This window comes from Frigoribacterium sp. R86507 (genome assembly GCF_044597695.1).
Taxonomy (GTDB): Bacteria; Actinomycetota; Actinomycetes; order Actinomycetales; family Microbacteriaceae; genus Frigoribacterium.
The window spans coordinates 1483811-1500185 of record NZ_CP139002.1; the positions used below are offsets into that span (position 1 = coordinate 1483811).

General features: G+C 71.3%; 14 protein-coding genes. 11 read left to right on the forward strand and 3 right to left on the reverse strand.

Annotated elements, in window-relative coordinates; genetic code table 11:
* The first annotated feature begins 308 nt into the window (after window positions 1-308).
* The 4 genes from ileS to ndk all read left to right on the forward strand — a co-directional run bounded on the left by ileS (window position 309) and on the right by ndk (window position 5917).
* Window positions 309-3602, forward strand: a complete 3294-nt coding sequence (gene ileS, locus SJY14_RS07105) for an isoleucine--tRNA ligase (protein ID WP_396600162.1) — start codon at window positions 309-311, stop codon at window positions 3600-3602.
* On the forward strand, window positions 3599-5005 hold the full coding sequence (locus SJY14_RS07110; RefSeq protein ID WP_083396433.1) for a folylpolyglutamate synthase/dihydrofolate synthase family protein: 1407 nt from the start codon (window positions 3599-3601) through the stop codon (window positions 5003-5005). Before ileS ends, SJY14_RS07110 begins: the two co-directional genes overlap by 4 nt.
* Window positions 5002-5430: a DUF4233 domain-containing protein gene (locus tag SJY14_RS07115; protein WP_396600163.1), complete on the forward strand. Its 429-nt coding sequence runs from the start codon at window positions 5002-5004 to the stop codon at window positions 5428-5430. The genes SJY14_RS07110 and SJY14_RS07115 overlap by 4 nt, the downstream gene beginning before the upstream one ends.
* Window positions 5431-5500: 70 nt before the next feature.
* The gene (gene ndk, locus SJY14_RS07120; protein WP_055973686.1) at window positions 5501-5917 is read left to right on the forward strand and encodes a nucleoside-diphosphate kinase; all 417 of its coding nucleotides are present in this window, start codon (window positions 5501-5503) and stop codon (window positions 5915-5917) included.
* A gap of 93 nt (window positions 5918-6010) precedes the next feature.
* Here ndk and SJY14_RS07125 read toward each other — a convergent pair whose 3' ends face one another.
* Window positions 6011-6934, reverse strand: a complete 924-nt coding sequence (locus tag SJY14_RS07125; RefSeq protein WP_054145971.1) for a thioredoxin domain-containing protein — start codon at window positions 6932-6934, stop codon at window positions 6011-6013.
* A 127-nt stretch (window positions 6935-7061) separates the two neighbouring features.
* Entirely contained in the window at window positions 7062-7691 is a 630-nt protein-coding gene (locus tag SJY14_RS07130; protein WP_255364281.1) for a vitamin K epoxide reductase family protein, read from the reverse strand.
* Window positions 7692-8177: 486 nt separating this feature from the next.
* Between SJY14_RS07130 and SJY14_RS07135 the strand changes: the two genes are divergently transcribed.
* The 5 genes from SJY14_RS07135 (at window position 8178) to SJY14_RS07155 (ending at window position 15213) form a co-directional block, all read left to right on the forward strand.
* Entirely contained in the window at window positions 8178-11024 is a 2847-nt protein-coding gene (locus tag SJY14_RS07135) for an Rne/Rng family ribonuclease (RefSeq protein WP_255364280.1), read from the forward strand.
* A gap of 18 nt (window positions 11025-11042) precedes the next feature.
* Window positions 11043-11849 carry a hypothetical protein gene (locus SJY14_RS07140; protein ID WP_071256623.1) on the forward strand — a complete coding sequence of 269 codons (807 nt, stop codon included), beginning with the start codon at window positions 11043-11045 and terminating at the stop codon, window positions 11847-11849.
* Window positions 11846-12898: a permease gene (locus tag SJY14_RS07145; RefSeq protein ID WP_071256622.1), complete on the forward strand. Its 1053-nt coding sequence runs from the start codon at window positions 11846-11848 to the stop codon at window positions 12896-12898. The genes SJY14_RS07140 and SJY14_RS07145 overlap by 4 nt, the downstream gene beginning before the upstream one ends.
* Window positions 12888-13772, forward strand: a complete 885-nt coding sequence (locus SJY14_RS07150; protein ID WP_083396432.1) for a TIGR03943 family putative permease subunit — start codon at window positions 12888-12890, stop codon at window positions 13770-13772. Before SJY14_RS07145 ends, SJY14_RS07150 begins: the two co-directional genes overlap by 11 nt.
* Before the next feature lie 61 nt (window positions 13773-13833).
* The gene (locus SJY14_RS07155; RefSeq protein WP_071256620.1) at window positions 13834-15213 is read left to right on the forward strand and encodes a hypothetical protein; all 1380 of its coding nucleotides are present in this window, start codon (window positions 13834-13836) and stop codon (window positions 15211-15213) included.
* Between the two features lie 37 nt (window positions 15214-15250).
* On the opposite strand, the gene SJY14_RS07160 is transcribed toward SJY14_RS07155, so the two are convergent.
* Window positions 15251-15526 (reverse strand): DUF4031 domain-containing protein, encoded by a 276-nt coding sequence (locus SJY14_RS07160; protein WP_369825321.1) that lies wholly within the window; start codon window positions 15524-15526, stop codon window positions 15251-15253.
* 177 nt (window positions 15527-15703) lie between these two features.
* Between SJY14_RS07160 and rplU the strand changes: the two genes are divergently transcribed.
* Together rplU and rpmA are read left to right on the forward strand one after the other, a co-directional pair.
* Window positions 15704-16012, forward strand: coding sequence for a 50S ribosomal protein L21 (gene rplU / locus SJY14_RS07165; protein ID WP_071256619.1), 309 nt, complete (start codon window positions 15704-15706; stop codon window positions 16010-16012).
* An 18-nt stretch (window positions 16013-16030) separates the two neighbouring features.
* Window positions 16031-16297, forward strand: a complete 267-nt coding sequence (gene rpmA / locus SJY14_RS07170) for a 50S ribosomal protein L27 (RefSeq protein WP_071256618.1) — start codon at window positions 16031-16033, stop codon at window positions 16295-16297.
* Window positions 16298-16375 lie beyond the last annotated feature (78 nt).

The window sequence follows — 16375 nt, forward strand, 5'->3', positions numbered from 1 at the left end:
CGGGACGGCCTCGCGCCTCCCCGGCTCTGACGGTAGGATCGACCACGCATCGATCCGGCCATCACCGGGGAGCACCCGGAAGAAAGCGACCGGCGGGCCACGGCCCGGTGGTCGTCGGTAGAACCGGGCGGGGCAGGCCCGTCACAGCCGCAGCAGAGCGGTCGCGGTCACCGTCCGAGAGGGCGACGACGGCGGCAAGCGGGGTGGTACCGCGCCACCCGGGTCAGGCACCCGGACGGCGTCCTCGTGGTCAGAAGGTCCCTCGGCCAGTGCAGCGGGGGCGACCCACCGCACGACCTGGAGAACCGATGACCTACCCCAAGGGTTCCGACGCCACCGGCGTCCCCGCCTCGCCGCGCTTCCCCGAGATCGAGACCGGCGTCCTCGCCTTCTGGAAGCGCGACGACACCTTCGCCGAGTCGATCCGGGCCCGCGAGGGCTGCGACGAGTGGGTCTTCTACGACGGCCCGCCGTTCGCCAACGGGTTGCCGCACTACGGCCACCTGCTGACGGGCTACGCCAAGGACGTGTTCCCGCGGTACCAGACCATGCGCGGCAAGCAGGTGCACCGACGCTTCGGCTGGGACACCCACGGGCTGCCCGCCGAGCTCGAGGCGATGCGCCAGCTCGGGCTGACCGAGAAGCACGAGATTGACGACATGGGCATCGACGTCTTCAACGCCGCCGCCCGCAAGTCGGTGCTGCAGTACACCGACGAGTGGCAGCAGTACGTCACCCGCCAGGCGCGCTGGGTCGACTTCGACCACGACTATAAGACCCTCGACGTCGACTACATGGAGAGCGTCGTCTGGGCCTTCAAGCAGCTGCACGACAAGGGCCTCGCGTACGAGGGCTTCCGGGTGCTGCCGTACTGCTGGCACGACCAGACCCCCCTGTCGAACCACGAGCTGCGCATGGACGACGACGTCTACAAGAACCGCCAGGACCAGACGGTCACGGTCGCCTTCCCGCTCGTCGGCGCCAAGGCCGAGGCGCTCGGCCTGACCGGCGTCGAGGCGCTGGCCTGGACGACCACCCCGTGGACCCTCCCGACCAACATGGCGCTCGCCGTGGGGCCGGCCATCGACTACGTCGCCGTACCCCACGCCCTGCTGCCGGGCGAGCGCACCGGTGACCAAGAGCTGCTGACCGGCAGCGTGTTCCTGCTCGCCGCCGACACGCTCGGTGCCTACGCGCGCGACCTGGGCTACGAGTCCGCCGAGGCCGCCCAGGCCGCCGTCACCGCGACCTTCACCGGTGCCGAGCTCGAGGGCGTCGAGTACGACCGCATCTGGGACGTCTACGCCGACACCGAAGCCTGGGGCACCGAGAACGCCTGGCGCCTGCTGGTCGCCGACTACGTCGCCACGGGTGAGGGCACCGGCATCGTGCACCAGGCCCCGGCCTACGGCGAGGACGACCAGCTGGTCTGTGCCGCCGCCGGCATCCCCGTGATCGTCTCGGTCGACGACGGGGGGCGCTTCCTGCCGATGTTCGACGAGCTGGGCGTCGCCGGCCTGCAGGTCTTCGAGGCCAACAAGCCGCTCGTGCAGCGCCTCCGCGCCGACGGTCGCCTGCTGCGCCTCGCCAGCTACGAGCACAGCTACCCGCACTGCTGGCGTTGCCGCAACCCCCTGATCTACAAAGCGGTGTCGAGCTGGTTCGTGCGCGTCACCGAGTTCCGCGACCGCATGGGCGAACTGAACCAGCAGATCACCTGGGTGCCCGACAACGTCAAGGACGGCCAGTTCGGCAAATGGGTCGGCAACGCCCGCGACTGGTCGATCTCGCGCAACCGCTACTGGGGTTCTCCGATCCCGGTGTGGAAGAGCGACGACCCCGCCTACCCGCGCGTCGACGTCTACGGCTCGCTGGCCGAGATGGAGGCCGACTTCGGTCGCCTCCCGCTGAACGCCGACGGCGAGCCCGACCTGCACCGCCCCTACATCGACGAGCTCACCCGCCCGAACCCCGACGACCCGACCGGGCAGAGCACCATGCGCCGCATCGAGGACGTCCTCGACGTCTGGTTCGACAGCGGCTCGATGCCGTTCGCCCAGGTGCACTACCCGTTCGAGAACCAGCAGTGGTTCGACGAGCACAGCCCGGCCGACTTCATCGTCGAGTACATCGGTCAGACCCGCGGCTGGTTCTACACGCTGCACACGCTGTCCACCGCGCTGTTCGACCGTCCGGCCTTCTCGAACGTGGTCAGCCACGGCATCGTGCTCGGCTCCGACGGCCAGAAGATGTCGAAGAGCCTGCGCAACTACCCGGACGTCAGCGAGGTGTTCGACCGCGACGGGGCCGACGCCATGCGTTGGTTCCTCATGTCGAGCTCGGTGATCCGCGGCGGCAACCTCGTCGTCACCGAAGAGGGCATCCGCGAAGGCGTCCGGCAGTTCCTGCTGCCGCTCTGGAGCACCTGGTACTTCTTCTCGCTCTACGCCAACGCCGCGTCCGGAGGCGCGGGTCGTCACGCCGCCCCCGGTTACGACGCGCAGTGGCGAACCGACTCGAGCGACGTCCTCGACCGCTACCTGCTCGCAAAGACGCGCCTCCTGGTCTCCGACGTCGAGGCCGCGCTCGACGCCCTCGACACGCCGCGGGCCACCGCGACGCTGCGCGACTTCGCCGACGTGCTGACCAACTGGTACGTCCGGCGCTCGCGCGACCGGTTCTGGTCGGGCGACGACGTCGACGCGTTCGACACCCTCTTCACGGTGCTCGAGACGCTCACGCGGGTCGCGGCCCCGCTCGCACCGCTCGTCGCGGACGAGGTCTACAAGGGCCTCACCGGGGGTCGCTCGGTGCACCTGACCGACTGGCCCGACGCCTCGGCGTTCCCGGCCGACGACGCCCTCGTGGCCTCGATGGACGCCGTCCGCGCCGTCGCGTCGAGCGGTCTGGCGCTGCGCAAGGCGCAGGGTCTGCGCGTCCGTCTGCCGCTGGCCCGTCTGACGGTCGTCACGCCCGACCCGGCGGGCCTCGAGGCGTTCGCCGACATCGTGCGCGACGAACTCAACGTCAAGCAGGTCGTCGTGACCCGCCTGACCGAGGAGAGCCTCGGCGAGTACGGCGTCACCCGCAAGCTCACCGTGAATGCCCGGGCCGCCGGCCCCCGCATCGGCAAGCAGGTGCAGCAGGTCATCCCCGCGGCCAAGAAGGGCGACTGGCAGCCCGCGGGCGAGAACGTCGTCGTCGGCGGTGTCGAGCTGCTGCCGGGCGAGTTCACCCTCGAGCTGGCGGTCGCGGACGCGTCGAGCGCCCTCGCCTTCGTCGGCGACGGCGGCTTCGTGCTGCTCGACACCGCGACCACGCCCGAGCTCGAGGCCGAGGGCCTGGCTCGTGACGTCGTCCGCGCCGTCCAGCAGGCCCGCAAGGTCGCCGACCTCGACGTGTCCGACCGCATCACGACGACGCTCACGACCGACGCCGTCGCGGCCGCCGCCGTCGAGGCGCACCGGGAGCTGATCTCTCGCGAGACCCTGACCACCGAGTTGATCGTCGACGTCCACGAGGGCGTCGGCGAGAGGCCCGAGAAGACCGTCGTCGGATCGGGCCCCGGCTCGGCCGTCGTCGTGGAGGTACGACGCGCATGACACCCAAGAAGAACGACCGCACCGGCGAAGCCGCGGACGACCGCGGGGGTGAGTTCGCGGCCGGCGCGCAGCGCGTCTCCGACGAGCTGACGGCGCGCATCGGCGAGCAGGCCCCGCAGCCCCGGCTCGAACCGACCCGGCGCGCCGTCGAGCTGCTCGGCGACCCGCAGCGGGCCTACCCGGTGATCCACCTCACGGGCACCAACGGCAAGACGTCGACCAGCCGCATGATCGAGAGCATCCTGCGGGCGCACGGCCTGCGCACCGGCTTGATGACGAGCCCACACCTCGTGCGCCTCAACGAGCGCATCGTGATCGACGGCGAACCGATCAGCGACGAGCGCCTGGTCGCCAACTGGGACGACATCCAGCCCTACCTGACCATGGTGGACACCGACCTCGAGGCCTCGGGCGAGCCCGCCCTGACCTTCTTCGAGGCCCTGACGGTGCTCGCCTTCGCCTGCTTCGCCGACGCCCCCGCCGACGTGGTCGTGCTCGAGGTCGGCATGGGAGGCGAATGGGACAGCACGAACGTGGCCGACGGCCAGGTCGCCGTCTTCACCCCGATCGCGCTCGACCACCAGAACCGACTCGGCTCGACCGTGGCCGAGATCGCCCGCACCAAGGCCGGCATCGTCAAGCCCACCGCCGCCGTCGTCTCGGCGTCGCAGACCCCCGAGGCACTGGCCGAGCTCGCACGCGCCGTCGAGCTGAGCGAGGGGTCGCTCGCGGTCGAGGGCACCGCCTTCGGCGTCGAGTCGACCACCGTCGCGGTCGGCGGCCAGGTCGTCACCATCCGCGGGCTCGCCGGTCGCTACGACGACCTGCTGCTGCCGCAGTTCGGTGACCACCAGGCCCAGAACGCGGCCGTGGCGGTCGCGGCCGTCGAGTCCTTCCTCGGCGGCGGGTCGCAGCCGCTCGACCACGAGGTCCTCGCCGAGGGACTCGCGAGCGCGACCTCTCCCGGTCGCCTGCAGATCGTGGCCAACGAGCCGACGATCCTGGTCGACGCCGCGCACAACCCGCACGGCGCCCGCGCCCTGGCCAAGGCGCTCGACGACTACTTCCAGTTCGGCGGCGTCGTCGCGGTGCTCAGCGTGCTGGCCGACAAGGACGCCGCGGGCATCGTCCGCGCCCTGGCGCCCACGGTCACCCAGTTCGTCGTGACCAGCTCGCAGTCCGACCGGGCGATCGACGCCGACGAGCTCGCCGCCATCGCGGTGGGCGTCGTGGGCGCGGACCGCGTCGTCGTCGAGACCGACCTCGTGGCGGCCCTCCGCACGGCGCGCGACCTGGCCGACGAGGTCGAGGGCGACGAGCCCGGCGGCGTCGTCGTGACGGGTTCGATCACGCTGGTCGGCGACGTCATCGCCCTGTCGCAGCAGCCCGAGGGGCTCTCGTGACGACCGCGCCGCCTCCCGCCGGAGGGGGCGCCGGCGCCGGCGGTCGGACCCCTCGCCCCCGTCGACGTCGTGGTGCGGCCGAGAGCCTGCTCTCGATCGTCCTCGTCCTCGAGGCCATGACGCTGTTCTTCGTCACCCTCGTGGTCTTCGGTCGGCAGCTGCTGCCGGCCGGTGTCGCCTGGGGCGCGGGCCTCGGCGCGATCGTGCTGACGCTCCTGATCTCGCAGACCCTGCGCTGGCGCTGGGGCGTCGCCCTCGGCTGGCTCGTCCAGCTCGGCCTGGTGGCCTGCGGGTTCCTCGACCCGGTCATGTTCGTCGTGGCCGCCCTGTTCGTCGCGATCTGGACCTACTGCCTCGTCAAGGGCACGCAGCTCGACCGCATGAACGCCGCCCGGCTGCGCGACGCCCCCGGCGACGGGGCCTGAGCCGGCACCCACCGACCCGTTCGCCGGGCGTCCGCCCGCGAGCCACCCGCCACCCACCGAAAGAGGAGCAATGTCCGATCTCGAAGAAACCCTCGTCCTCGTCAAGCCCGACGGCGTCGCCCGCGGCCTGACCGGCGAGATCCTGCGCCGCATCGAGGCCAAGGGGTACTCGCTCGTCGACGTCCGCCTCGTGCAGGCCGACCGCGACCTGCTCGCGAAGCACTACGAGGAGCACGTGGGCAAGCCCTTCTACGAGCCCCTCGTCGAGTTCATGCAGAGCGGCCCGACCGTCGCGCTGCGGATCGCCGGCAACGCCGTCATCGCGGGCTTCCGCTCGTTGGCCGGCACGACCGACCCCACGACCGCGGCTCCCGGCACGATCCGGGGCGACCTCGGCCGCGACTGGGGCCTGAAGGTGCAGCAGAACCTGGTGCACGGCAGCGACAGCCCCGAGAGTGCCGCGCGAGAGCTGGCCCTCTGGTTCTGAACCACCCGCCGGCGTGACGCCGGAGACCACCGAGCCCGCGCCTCCTGATCGATTCAGGAGGCGCGGGCTCGGTCGCGTCGACGGCTCGCGTGGTCAGGGGGTCGGCGTCGCCGTCGATCCCTCGGTCTCGCCCGTGCTGGTGTCGTCGGTCGAGGCGCCGTTCTGCACCTCGGCGACGAACTGGGCGAAGGTGCTGGCGTCGGTCAGCGAACCCTGGTACTGCTGGCCGTTCACCAGGACGAGCGGGGTGCTCGCGAGCTTGTCGAGCGACGAGTTCGGGATCGGGTCGTTCAGCGCCCGCTGGGTGGCCGAGGCGACCCAGTCCTCGAAGTCACCGCCCTTGATGCACGAGGGGATCTGGTCGTCGGTCGCCCCGGCACCCTGCACCAGGGTGACGAGCTCGTCGTTCGTCAGGCCCCGGGTGTTCTCTTCGGGCTGTTGCGCGAACAGGGCCGTGTTGACGTCGAGCGCCTTGTCGGGCTCGTAGTTGGCGACGCAGGCGAAGGCGTTGGCGGCCCGGGTCGAGTACCGGCTGCCCTGCGAGGCGTTGTCGAGGAACCCGATGGGGTGGATCGCCAGCGTCGCAGCGCCGCTCGAGACGGCTTCGTCGAGCTGCTGGGCGTTCGTCGTGTCGAACTGGCCGCAGAACGGGCACATGTAGTCGAGGTAGACCACGATCGACGGCACGTCACCGGAGGCGCTCGGGGCCGGGGTCGGCGTCGCGTCGGCCGCGAGGGCGCCGCTAGGGACGGCGGTGACCGCCCCGTTCGAGCCCTCGAGCACGAGGCCGTCGCTCGCCATGTTCGCGGGGCCGGGACCGGCCGGCTTGATCGACTGCGTGATGACGAGGGCGACGATGGCGAGGACGGCCACCACGCCGACGACCAGGCCGCCCTGCAGGAGCCACTTGTTGCGTCGGCGCCGTCGGGCCTCGGCCTCACGGGTGATGCGGGCCTTCTCGCGGGCCGCCTCTCGGCGTTCCTTCTTGCTGGCGGGGGAGTCGGTGGGTGGCGTCATCAGTCCTCGTCGTGGCTCGGGGGTCGTCGGACCAGACTGGCGAGGCCGTCCTGGATTCTGCTGGGAGCACCCTGAGTGCGACGCGCGGTGTCGGCGCGACCGCGCCGGGGACGAGAGGAGGCGCGGGTCACCCGAACAACGTCGGCAGCAGCAGCGGGAACACGACGACGATGGTCGTGGCGACGACGATGTAGTTGAGCACCGGCAGCACCCACGAGTAGGGGAGGAACCGTGCCGCCGCCCGCTGGAGCGGCCCCTCGGGGACGGTGACGCCCCGAGCCGCGCCCCACACCGTGAACACCCAGAACAGTGGGATGGTGAAGAGCCAGACGAGCATGCACCACGGGCAGAGCGCGCCGATGACGAACACCGTCTGCGTGAAGAGCCAGGTGACGAAGACCCAGGCGAGCAGCAGCCCGAGGTTGAACGCCAGCCAGAACCACCGAGCGAAGCGGGCGCCGGCGAGGAGGCCCAGGCCCACCGCCACGGGGGCGGCGAAGCCGATCAGGCCGAGGATCGGATTGGGGAAGCCGAAGAGCGAGGCCTGCCAGCTGTTGATGACCGGCGAGCAGCCCACGAACGGGTTGACGTCGCAGCCGAGCGCCGCGCCCGGGTTCTCGAGCAGCCGGAACTTGTCGAGGGTGAGGGCGAAGGCACCGACCAGGCCGCCGAGACCGGAGACGATCAGCAGCACGGCGGCCACGAACGGGGTGCGGCCGGTGGGCAGGGTCACGGCCCGAGGCGTCTCGACGGTCACGCTCAGCAGTATCGCACGGGCCGTCGAGGCGTCCGCTTTGACCCCACCCCGGCGTGGGCGTGCGATAATCGAGCCAGTCGTGGGGCCCAGGCCCCGAGATCCAGGCTTACCGGGCACTGCCGGCCGTCGTCGTGACGCGAGAGATCGCGTTCTCGACCAGGTCGAGCCGAAACCGGGCCAGAGCGCAGGCGCTCATCGTCGGATGGCCAGTTCCGAACCAGCAAGAGCGACACGAAGAACAGCACGTCGACGAACGACACCGAGGGCGACGACCGCAGGTCGGTCGACACCCCGGGTGACCGAACGTGACGTGTCCGACAAGGCGCGCCGTGAGAGGGCGCGGTGGTCAGGGGCAGGTGCCACGTCACCGCCCGACCACGACACGAGAATTCCTGCCGACGGCATGGCCTCGGCGGGGCGAGGAGCGCACCGCAAGTGGTGAACGACAACACAGACAACGACGGACGTCCGAAGAAGAGAAGGGGATTGTTCGCAGGCCTGAGGGCTCGCCAGGCGGCGGTCGACGCCGCCTCGGCGACGACCCCGGCCGCGCAGCAGCCAGCACTCCCTTCACCCGTCCGGACGACAGACGACGCCCAGGAGGCATCACCCGTGACCCACGAGACCGAGACCACCGACGAGCAGGTCGCGGCCCAGGCCCCGACCTCCGAGCCAATCACCACCGACGCCGTCGCCGAGGCGTTCGTCGCCGCGGCGGCCCAGCCGGCCCAGGCCGATGACGAGTCGTCCGCGTCGCCGATCCCGGCGAACCTGACGACCACGTCGCTGATCTTCCACGCACCCGAGATCACCGTCCTGCCGGCACGCCCCGGGCGACGACAGCGCGACGATCGCGACGACCGGTACGACCGCGACGATTCGTGGGACGACGACCGCGATGGCGACGACGACCGTGACGAGCGCGACGACCGTGACGAGCGCGACGACCGCGAGCAGCAGCCCGCCTCGCGCCGCCGTCAGCGCGGCCGCTCGCAGGACCGCGAAGAGCGCGACTCCGAGACCCGTGGTCGTGATCGCGACCGTGCGCCCCGCCAGGCGGAGCTCATCACCGAGCCGCAGCGCATCAAGGGTTCGACGCGTCTCGAGGCGAAGAAGCAGCGTCGCCGCGACGGCCGCGACGCCGGGCGCCGCCGCACCGTCATCACCGAGGCCGAGTTCCTCGCCCGTCGCGAGAGCGTCGACCGCAAGATGATCGTCCGCTCGTCGGGCGACCGCATCGAGATCGGCGTGATGGAGGACGGCACCCTGGCCGAGCACTACGTCGCCAAGGCGCAGAACGTGTCGCTCATCGGCAACGTCTACCTCGGTCGCGTGCAGAACGTGTTGCCCAGCATGGAAGCCGCCTTCGTCGACATCGGACGTGGCCGCAACGCCGTCCTCTACTCGGGCGAGGTCGACTGGGACTCCCTGTCGACGGGCAACCAGCCCCGTCGCATCGAGCTGGCCCTCAAGCCCGGCGACCGCGTGCTCGTCCAGGTCACGAAGGACCCCGTCGGCCACAAGGGCGCTCGTCTCACGAGCCAGATCTCGCTGCCGGGTCGCTACCTCGTCTACGTGCCCAACGGCTCGATGAACGGCATCAGCCGCAAGCTGCCCGACACCGAGCGTGCGCGTCTCAAGAAGATCCTCAAAGAGGCCCTGCCCGAGAACACCGGCGTCATCGTGCGCACGGCGGCCGAGGGTGCGACCGAAGAGCAGCTGACCCTCGACGTCAAGCGCCTCACGAACCAGTGGGCCGACATCGAGAAGAAGGTCGCGGCGGGCAACGCCCCGAACCAGCTGCACTCCGAGCCCGACCTGCTGATCAAGATCGTGCGCGACGTCTTCAACGAGGACTTCCACGAGATGGTCATCGACGGCGACGAGGCGTTCGAGACGCTGCAGTCCTACCTGGCGGCCGTGGCCCCCGACCTCATGGACCGCGTCAAGCGCTACGAGGGCGACAAGGACGCCTTCGACGAGTACCGCCTCAACGAGCAGATCGAGAAGGCGCTCGACCGCAAGGTCTGGCTGCCCTCGGGCGGTTCGCTCGTCATCGACCGCACCGAGGCGATGACCGTCGTCGACGTCAACACCGGCAAGTTCGTCGGCTCGGGCGGCAACCTCGAAGAGACGGTCACCAAGAACAACCTCGAGGCTGCCGAAGAGATCGTCCGTCAGCTGCGTCTGCGCGACATCGGCGGCATCATCGTCGTCGACTTCATCGACATGGTGCTCGAGTCCAACCGCGACCTCGTGCTGCGTCGCCTGGTCGAGTGCCTCAGCCGCGACCGCACCAAGCACCAGGTCGCCGAGGTCACGTCGCTCGGGCTCGTCCAGATGACGCGCAAGAAGCTGGGCCTCGGCCTGGCCGAGTCGTTCTCCGAGGCCGGCAGCGCCGCGCGCGTCCAGGAGCAGCAGCCCCGCAAGGGCGGCCAGCAGGGCGATCGCCGACGGGGCGGCCAGGCGGGCGGGTCCGGCAAGTCGGGCGGCAACGGCCACAACACGGGCGCCGGTGCGGGCACCGGGCCCCAGTCCGGTCGCGGCGGCCCCTCGGCGCCGACCGGTGGGGCGCACCCCACGACGGGCACCCACGCCATCACCGACGACGTGAAGAACGCCCTCTCGCGCATCGCGGCGAGCACCATCGCCCACGCCGAAGAAGGCGGCGTCAAGGACGACGACGCGGCCAGCCAGGCCGCGGCGGCCGTCGAGGCCGCCATCGACGCCGCAGCGGCGGGTGCCACGAAGGTCGAGCCGTCTGCCGAGGCCGCCGGTGACACCGCGGACGACGGCCGTCGCGGTCGTTCGGGCCGCAAGGGTCGCCGTGGTTCGTCCCGCGCCGCCCGCGAGGCTGGCGAGACCACCGACGAGTCGGCGCGCGCCGAGTCGGCACGCGCCGAGTCGACGACCACCGACTCGAGCGCCGGCGTCATCGAGATCCCCGCGGCGGCCCCGGCCGAGCGGTCGGCCCCGGCCGCTGCCGAGGCCGCACCCGTCGACGAACCTACGGAGGCGCCGGTCGCGAAGACCACGGAGCGTCGCCGCTCGTCGGCCACGGTCTCGACCCCGGACGCCACGGTCGCGATCCTCGACATCCCCGTGGCGACCACGCGTCGCGAGCCGCGTCGCATCAGCAGCCAGGACGCCGAGCAGCTGCTCGACTCGGTGTTGGGTGCGTTGCCCGAGCCGAAGCAGCCCGGACAGGGGCGTTCGCGTTCGCGCCGCGCCTCCAGCCAGGGAACGACCGCGGCGGCTCCGGCCGAGCCGACGACGTCCGGCGAGTCCGGGCCGTTCATCCTGGGCGTGGGGGTCAGCTCCGACGATCTGTGAGTCGTCTAGGGTGACTTCGTGCCTCTGACCCAGCCCGGAACCCCGACCGTCAGGTCGAGGTTCCGGGCTGCGTCCGTCTCGGCCTCGGGGCCCGAGGGGCGCGAACGTCTGCTCGTGGCGGGCACGGCCCTCGTCGTCGTCCTGGTGGCCCGCTTCGCCCTCGGTCTCGTCGCCCTCGTCGGGTCGGCGGTCGGCTTCTCGGTGACGGCGTTCCCCAGTGGGTTCGTCGCGACGCCGGTCGGGCAGTTCCTGGGCAGCTTCGTGCTCTACCCGTTCCCGTTCTACGTCGCCTCGTTCGTCGTGCTCGTTGCCGTCCGGCCGCTGACGCCGCGGTCCGACCTCCGGACGGTGATCCGCCACGCGGTCGTCGCGGGCGGCGTCGGGACGATCGCGCTGGCGGTCGTCGGAATCGTCCCGGGCATCGTGCTCTCGATCGACGGCGGCACCTGGGTGAACCTCGCCCTCTACCTGACGACCATCCCGCTGTCGGCCGGCATCGTCGACACGGCCCTGCTCGTCGCCGGCGCCGTGCTCGCCCGACTGTGGCTGGGCGGCGGCGACGGTGACGAGGTCTGGGCGGTCGAGCCCACGCCCCGGGTCGCCGAGGCCGGGGCGGGCGACGACGCGACCGACGCCGAGGACCACACCGCGCCTCCTGCCGTCGCGGACGACCGGCTCACCCGCGTCCCGACGACCGTTGCCGCGGGACCGTCGGCCCCCGTCGCCCCGCCCGAGCGTCCCGTCGTACCGGCGCACCCGGCCCCCGCGCCGGAAGACTGGTCGCGCTTCGCGCCCCCCACCGGTCCGAGCGAGGACGACCGGTGAGCGCTCCCGTCCAGGAGCGCACCGAGCGCACCGAGCACGGCGTCGGTCGTCGTGCGCGCCGGGCTCCGTCGCGCGTCCCCTTGCTCGTGGCCGGTGGGCTCGTGCTCGGCGTCCTCGTGGCGGTCCGCCTCGCCTCACCCCTGCTCGGCCCGGGGCTGCTGCCGAACGCGCTGCAGGACTTCGTCACGCTGACCATCAGCGTCATCGTCGAGTCCATGCCGTTCGTCCTGCTCGGCATCGTGCTGTCGATCATCGTGCAGGAGTGGCTGCCGCAGGCGTTCTTCTCGTCCTGGCTGCCGAAGAGGGGGCTGCCCCGTCGGGCGGTCATCTCGTTCCTCGGCATGTTCCTGCCGGTCTGCGAGTGCGGCAACGTGCCGTTGGCGCGCGGGCTCGTGCTCAAGGGCTTCACGGTCTCGGAGTCCATGACCTTCCTGCTGGCGGCGCCGATCCTGAACCCGATCACGATCATCACCACGCACCAGGCGTTCGGGTGGGACAACGGCATCCTCGTGGCGCGGCTGATCGGCGGGTTCGTCATCGCGAACCTGATCGGCTGGCTGTTCAGCAAGCACCCGAACCAGCAGAGCCTGCTCACCTCCTCGTTCGCGGCCGAGTGCCGGGTCGACGACGGCCATGCGCACGGGCGGGGTCGCACGGCGAAGAGCGTCGACCTGTTCCGCCGCGAGATGTCGACCATGATGCCGGCGCTCTTCATCGGTGCGGCCATCGCCGGCGCGATCCAGACGATCGTGCCGCGGTCGGTGCTCGTGACGCTCGGCAGCAACCCCGTCTGGTCGGTGCTGGCGATGATGGTGCTGGCCTTCGTCATCTCGATCTGCTCGAACGTCGACGCGTTCTTCGTGTTGCCGTTCGCCTCGACGTTCATGCCCGGCGGCATCGCCGCCTTCCTCGTCTTCGGCCCCATCATCGACGTCAAGATGCTGGCCCTGCTGAGGACGACCTACACACCCAAGGTGCTCGGGCAGGTCACCCTCGTGGTGGCCCTGACGAGTGCCGCGATCGGACTGGTGGTCAACTATGTCGCCTAGCCCTGCTCCCGGCCCCTGGCGCCGACTGCTCGACCGGTGGCAGGGGGTGCTGCTGACGCTCGTCGTCGGCGTCGCCACCCTCTGGCTCGCCGCGACCGGCCAGCTCGTGCTGTACATCCACCCCCGGTACGACGTCTTCACGGTCGTGATGATCCTGATCGGCATCGCGTTGTCGCTGGCCACGCTGGCGTTCTCGCCCGTCCGGGGCGACGACGCGCACGACGGCCACGACCACGACGCCGGCCATGGCCACGACCACGACGGGCGTCGCGACGCGGCCGAGGTGCCCGCGGTCGAGGACGGGTTCCGCCCGCGCCGCCGCCGACCGGTCGCCACGGGTGCCCGCCGCCTCGCCTTCTCGGCGGGCGTCGCCGTCACCGCCGCCATCGCGATCGCCGTCGTCGCCCTGCCCCCGGCGACCCTCACCAGTGCCACGGCCGGCCAGCGCGACGTGAACTCGTCGACCGCGGCGCTCGACCGCACGACCGTGGCCGACGCGACCGGCGCCTCCTCGGACGCCTACCGGTCGTTCAGCGTCCTGGACTGGGCCGGCCTGCTGAGGCAGACGACCGACCTCGCCTTCTACGAGGGCAAGACCGCCGACGTCGTCGGTTTCGTCACGCCGTCCGACACCGACCCCGACGATGTGTTCTACGTGTCGCGCTTCGTCATCACGTGCTGCGCGGTCGACGCCCAACCCGTCGGCGTGCCGGTCTACCTGCCGGGGTGGCAGGACCAGGTCGCCGCCGACGACTGGGTCGAGGTCACGGGTGGCTTCGACACCAACCGCAGCAGCTCGAGCCAGGACCCCGTCGCCCTCGTGCCCGACGACGTGACGACCGTGGGACAGCCCAGTGACCCGTACCTCTACTGAGGGCGGGCGGGGCCGGGGCACGACGGGAGGGGCCACGCCCGACCCGTTCGCGTCCGACCCCGTGTTCCTCACCGAGCAGGACGCCCGTGAGGCCGGTGCCCGCTGGCGCACGCGATGGATCGCCGTCGTCACCGCTCTGGCGGTGGTCTGCGCCGCCTTCGTCGGGCTGACCTACTTCCAGGGTCCGAAGGCGGGCGAGACGCAGGTCGACACGACGGCTGTGGTCGAACGTCCCGGCCAACAGCTGCGGGTGTTCGCCAACCAGGCGCTCGCCCACGTCGACGCCTCGCAGGTGGTCGTGACGCCCGCGGCCGCGTTCACGGTGCAGACCTCGGGCGACGTGGTCGCGGTGACCTTCACCGGCCGGCTCGCCTACGACACCGACTACCACGTCCGCATCGGCGGCGTCTCGAGCGTCTACCAACGACAGACCTCGACCCTGGAGGCGCGGTTCAGCACGCCCCCGGCGACGCTGTACCGGCTCGTGCGGGGTACGGGCGGGGCCGACGACCGCATCGAACGAGCCGGGCTGCGGGGCTCCGATCGCACGACCGTCTGGTCGGCGCCGCGCATCCAGGCCTACGAGGTGTTCGACTCGGCGGTCGCGGTCGTCACGGACGACGGGACGCAGAGCAGCCTCAGCCTGGTCTCGCTCGACGGGGCCGCCGTCGAGACCCTCCCCGTGCCCGACCAGCCGGGCCTGATCACGCGCTTCGCGGCCGACCGAGCCACCACGACGCTGGCGTTCTCGTTCCGTCCCACGGGCTCGGACGTCGAGACGCTCTACACGCTGCCCTTGCAGGGGCAGCGGGCGGTGGCGCCGGTCCTCGGACTCTCCGGGCAGCCCGTCGAACCGGCCGACTGGGCCTTCGTGCCGGGTGAGGACGTCGTCGTCGTCCAGGCCGTCGACGACTCGGTGAGCGTGATCGACCTCTCGGGAGTCGACCCGGTCCGCCCGGTCGGCACGTACTCGCTGCTGCAGGGTGTCTCGCTCGACGGCACCACCCTGATCGCCGCGTCGGCCATCGCGTCCATGGTCGTCGACCTCGCGACGGGGGACGAGCGCCCTCGCGCGCCCGCCCCGGTCGACGGGGTCCTCCCGTTCGCCGGGCCCCTCGTGGCCCTCGACTCCGACCATGTCGTCCAGCAGGTGTCGGTGCCGTCCGACGACGGGCTCACCTACCGCACGCTCGTGGTCGCCGACGACGGCACCACGTCGCGGACGCTCTGGAAGCCCCCGAGTGCGACGGGTGTGATCGAGGGCTTCGACGTCTCCCCGAACGGGCAGTACCTGGCGGTCCAGTCGGTCGGGGACGCGACGACGCCCACGGACTACTCGTACACGATCGACCCCGTGGCCCACGGGGTCACGACCACCATCGTCGACATCGCGTCGGGGGCGGTCGTGGCCAGCTACGAGGGCTTCGACACCACCTGGTGACCGTGCGGGGGCGGGGTCGCCCGAGTGGACGGGTGGCTCAGGACGTGAGACCGCGTTTGACCCGCTGGGACACCCGCAGTCCGCTGCGCTCGAGACGGCGGGCGAGGTCGAGGCCCGTCACGGCGACGGCGCCCCCGGCGATCAAATCGGCCCGTCGTGACTCGGGCACGTCGTAGTGGTCGTGGTCGAACCCCCGGCGGGGGATGCCGTGACGGGCGGCGAAGGCGTGCAACTCGTCGTACGAGTCGTCGCTCACCAGGTGTGCCCACAGGGTGTCGTGGGCCGGCCACACGGCCTCGTCGATCAGGATCACGCCCTGGATGCTAGTCGTCGGCCCGCCGACGGGCGCGCGAGTCCCCGAGCGGAGGAGGCGCGGGGCCGGCCGGCGGACGCGTTGACGGCCCCAGCGGCCCCCTGTACGATGGGCGGTTGGTGCGCGCAGGCTCGAGGCCGTGTCGTGCCGGACACCCCCAACTCTTAAGGAACAGTCATGGTCTACGCAGTCGTGCGCGCCGGTGGTCGGCAGGAGAAGGTCGAGGTCGGCACGATCGTCACCCTCGATCGCCTCAAGGCCGCCGAAGGCGACGCCATCACCCTTCCCGCCGTCCTGCACGTCGACGGTGACGCGGTCACCTCGGCCGCCGACGACCTGGCGAAGATCACCGTGACCGCCGAGGTCCTGAACGACCTGCGCGGCCCGAAGATCGTCATCCAGAACTACAAGAACAAGACCGGTTACAAGCGTCGCATGGGCTTCCGTGCCGACCTGACCCGCGTCAAGATCACCTCGATCAACTGAACCAGGGGCTGAGAACACATGGCACACAAAAAGGGCGCATCGTCCACCCGCAACGGTCGTGACTCGAACGCGCAGCGCCTCGGCGTGAAGCGCTTCGGCGGCCAGGTCGTCCTCGCCGGCGAGATCATCGTCCGCCAGCGCGGCACCCACTTCCACCCCGGCGTCAACGTCGGCCGTGGCGGCGACGACACGCTGTTCGCCCTCGCCCCCGGCGCGGTCGAGTTCGGCGCCAAGGGCGGCCGCAAGGTCGTCAACATCGTCGCCTCCGCGACGGCGACGGTCTAGCACGACCACGCGGCGTCGACACACGACCCGCATCGGCGGCCCCTCGCGGGTCGCACCGTCTGGGGCGAGCTTCCTGCT

What these genes read in the sequence shown, in the direction of transcription:
- SJY14_RS07110 (WP_083396433.1), top strand. Translation starts at nt 3,599, where the DNA reads ATGACACCCAAGAAGAACGACCGCACCGGCGAAGCCGCGGACGACCGC.
- rpmA (WP_071256618.1), top strand. Translation starts at nt 16,031, where the DNA reads ATGGCACACAAAAAGGGCGCATCGTCCACCCGCAACGGTCGTGACTCG.
- rplU (WP_071256619.1), top strand. Translation starts at nt 15,704, where the DNA reads ATGGTCTACGCAGTCGTGCGCGCCGGTGGTCGGCAGGAGAAGGTCGAG.
- ileS (WP_396600162.1), top strand. Translation starts at nt 309, where the DNA reads ATGACCTACCCCAAGGGTTCCGACGCCACCGGCGTCCCCGCCTCGCCG.
- SJY14_RS07150 (WP_083396432.1), top strand. Translation starts at nt 12,888, where the DNA reads ATGTCGCCTAGCCCTGCTCCCGGCCCCTGGCGCCGACTGCTCGACCGG.
- SJY14_RS07125 (WP_054145971.1), bottom strand. Translation starts at nt 6,934, where the DNA reads ATGACGCCACCCACCGACTCCCCCGCCAGCAAGAAGGAACGCCGAGAG.
- ndk (WP_055973686.1), top strand. Translation starts at nt 5,501, where the DNA reads ATGTCCGATCTCGAAGAAACCCTCGTCCTCGTCAAGCCCGACGGCGTC.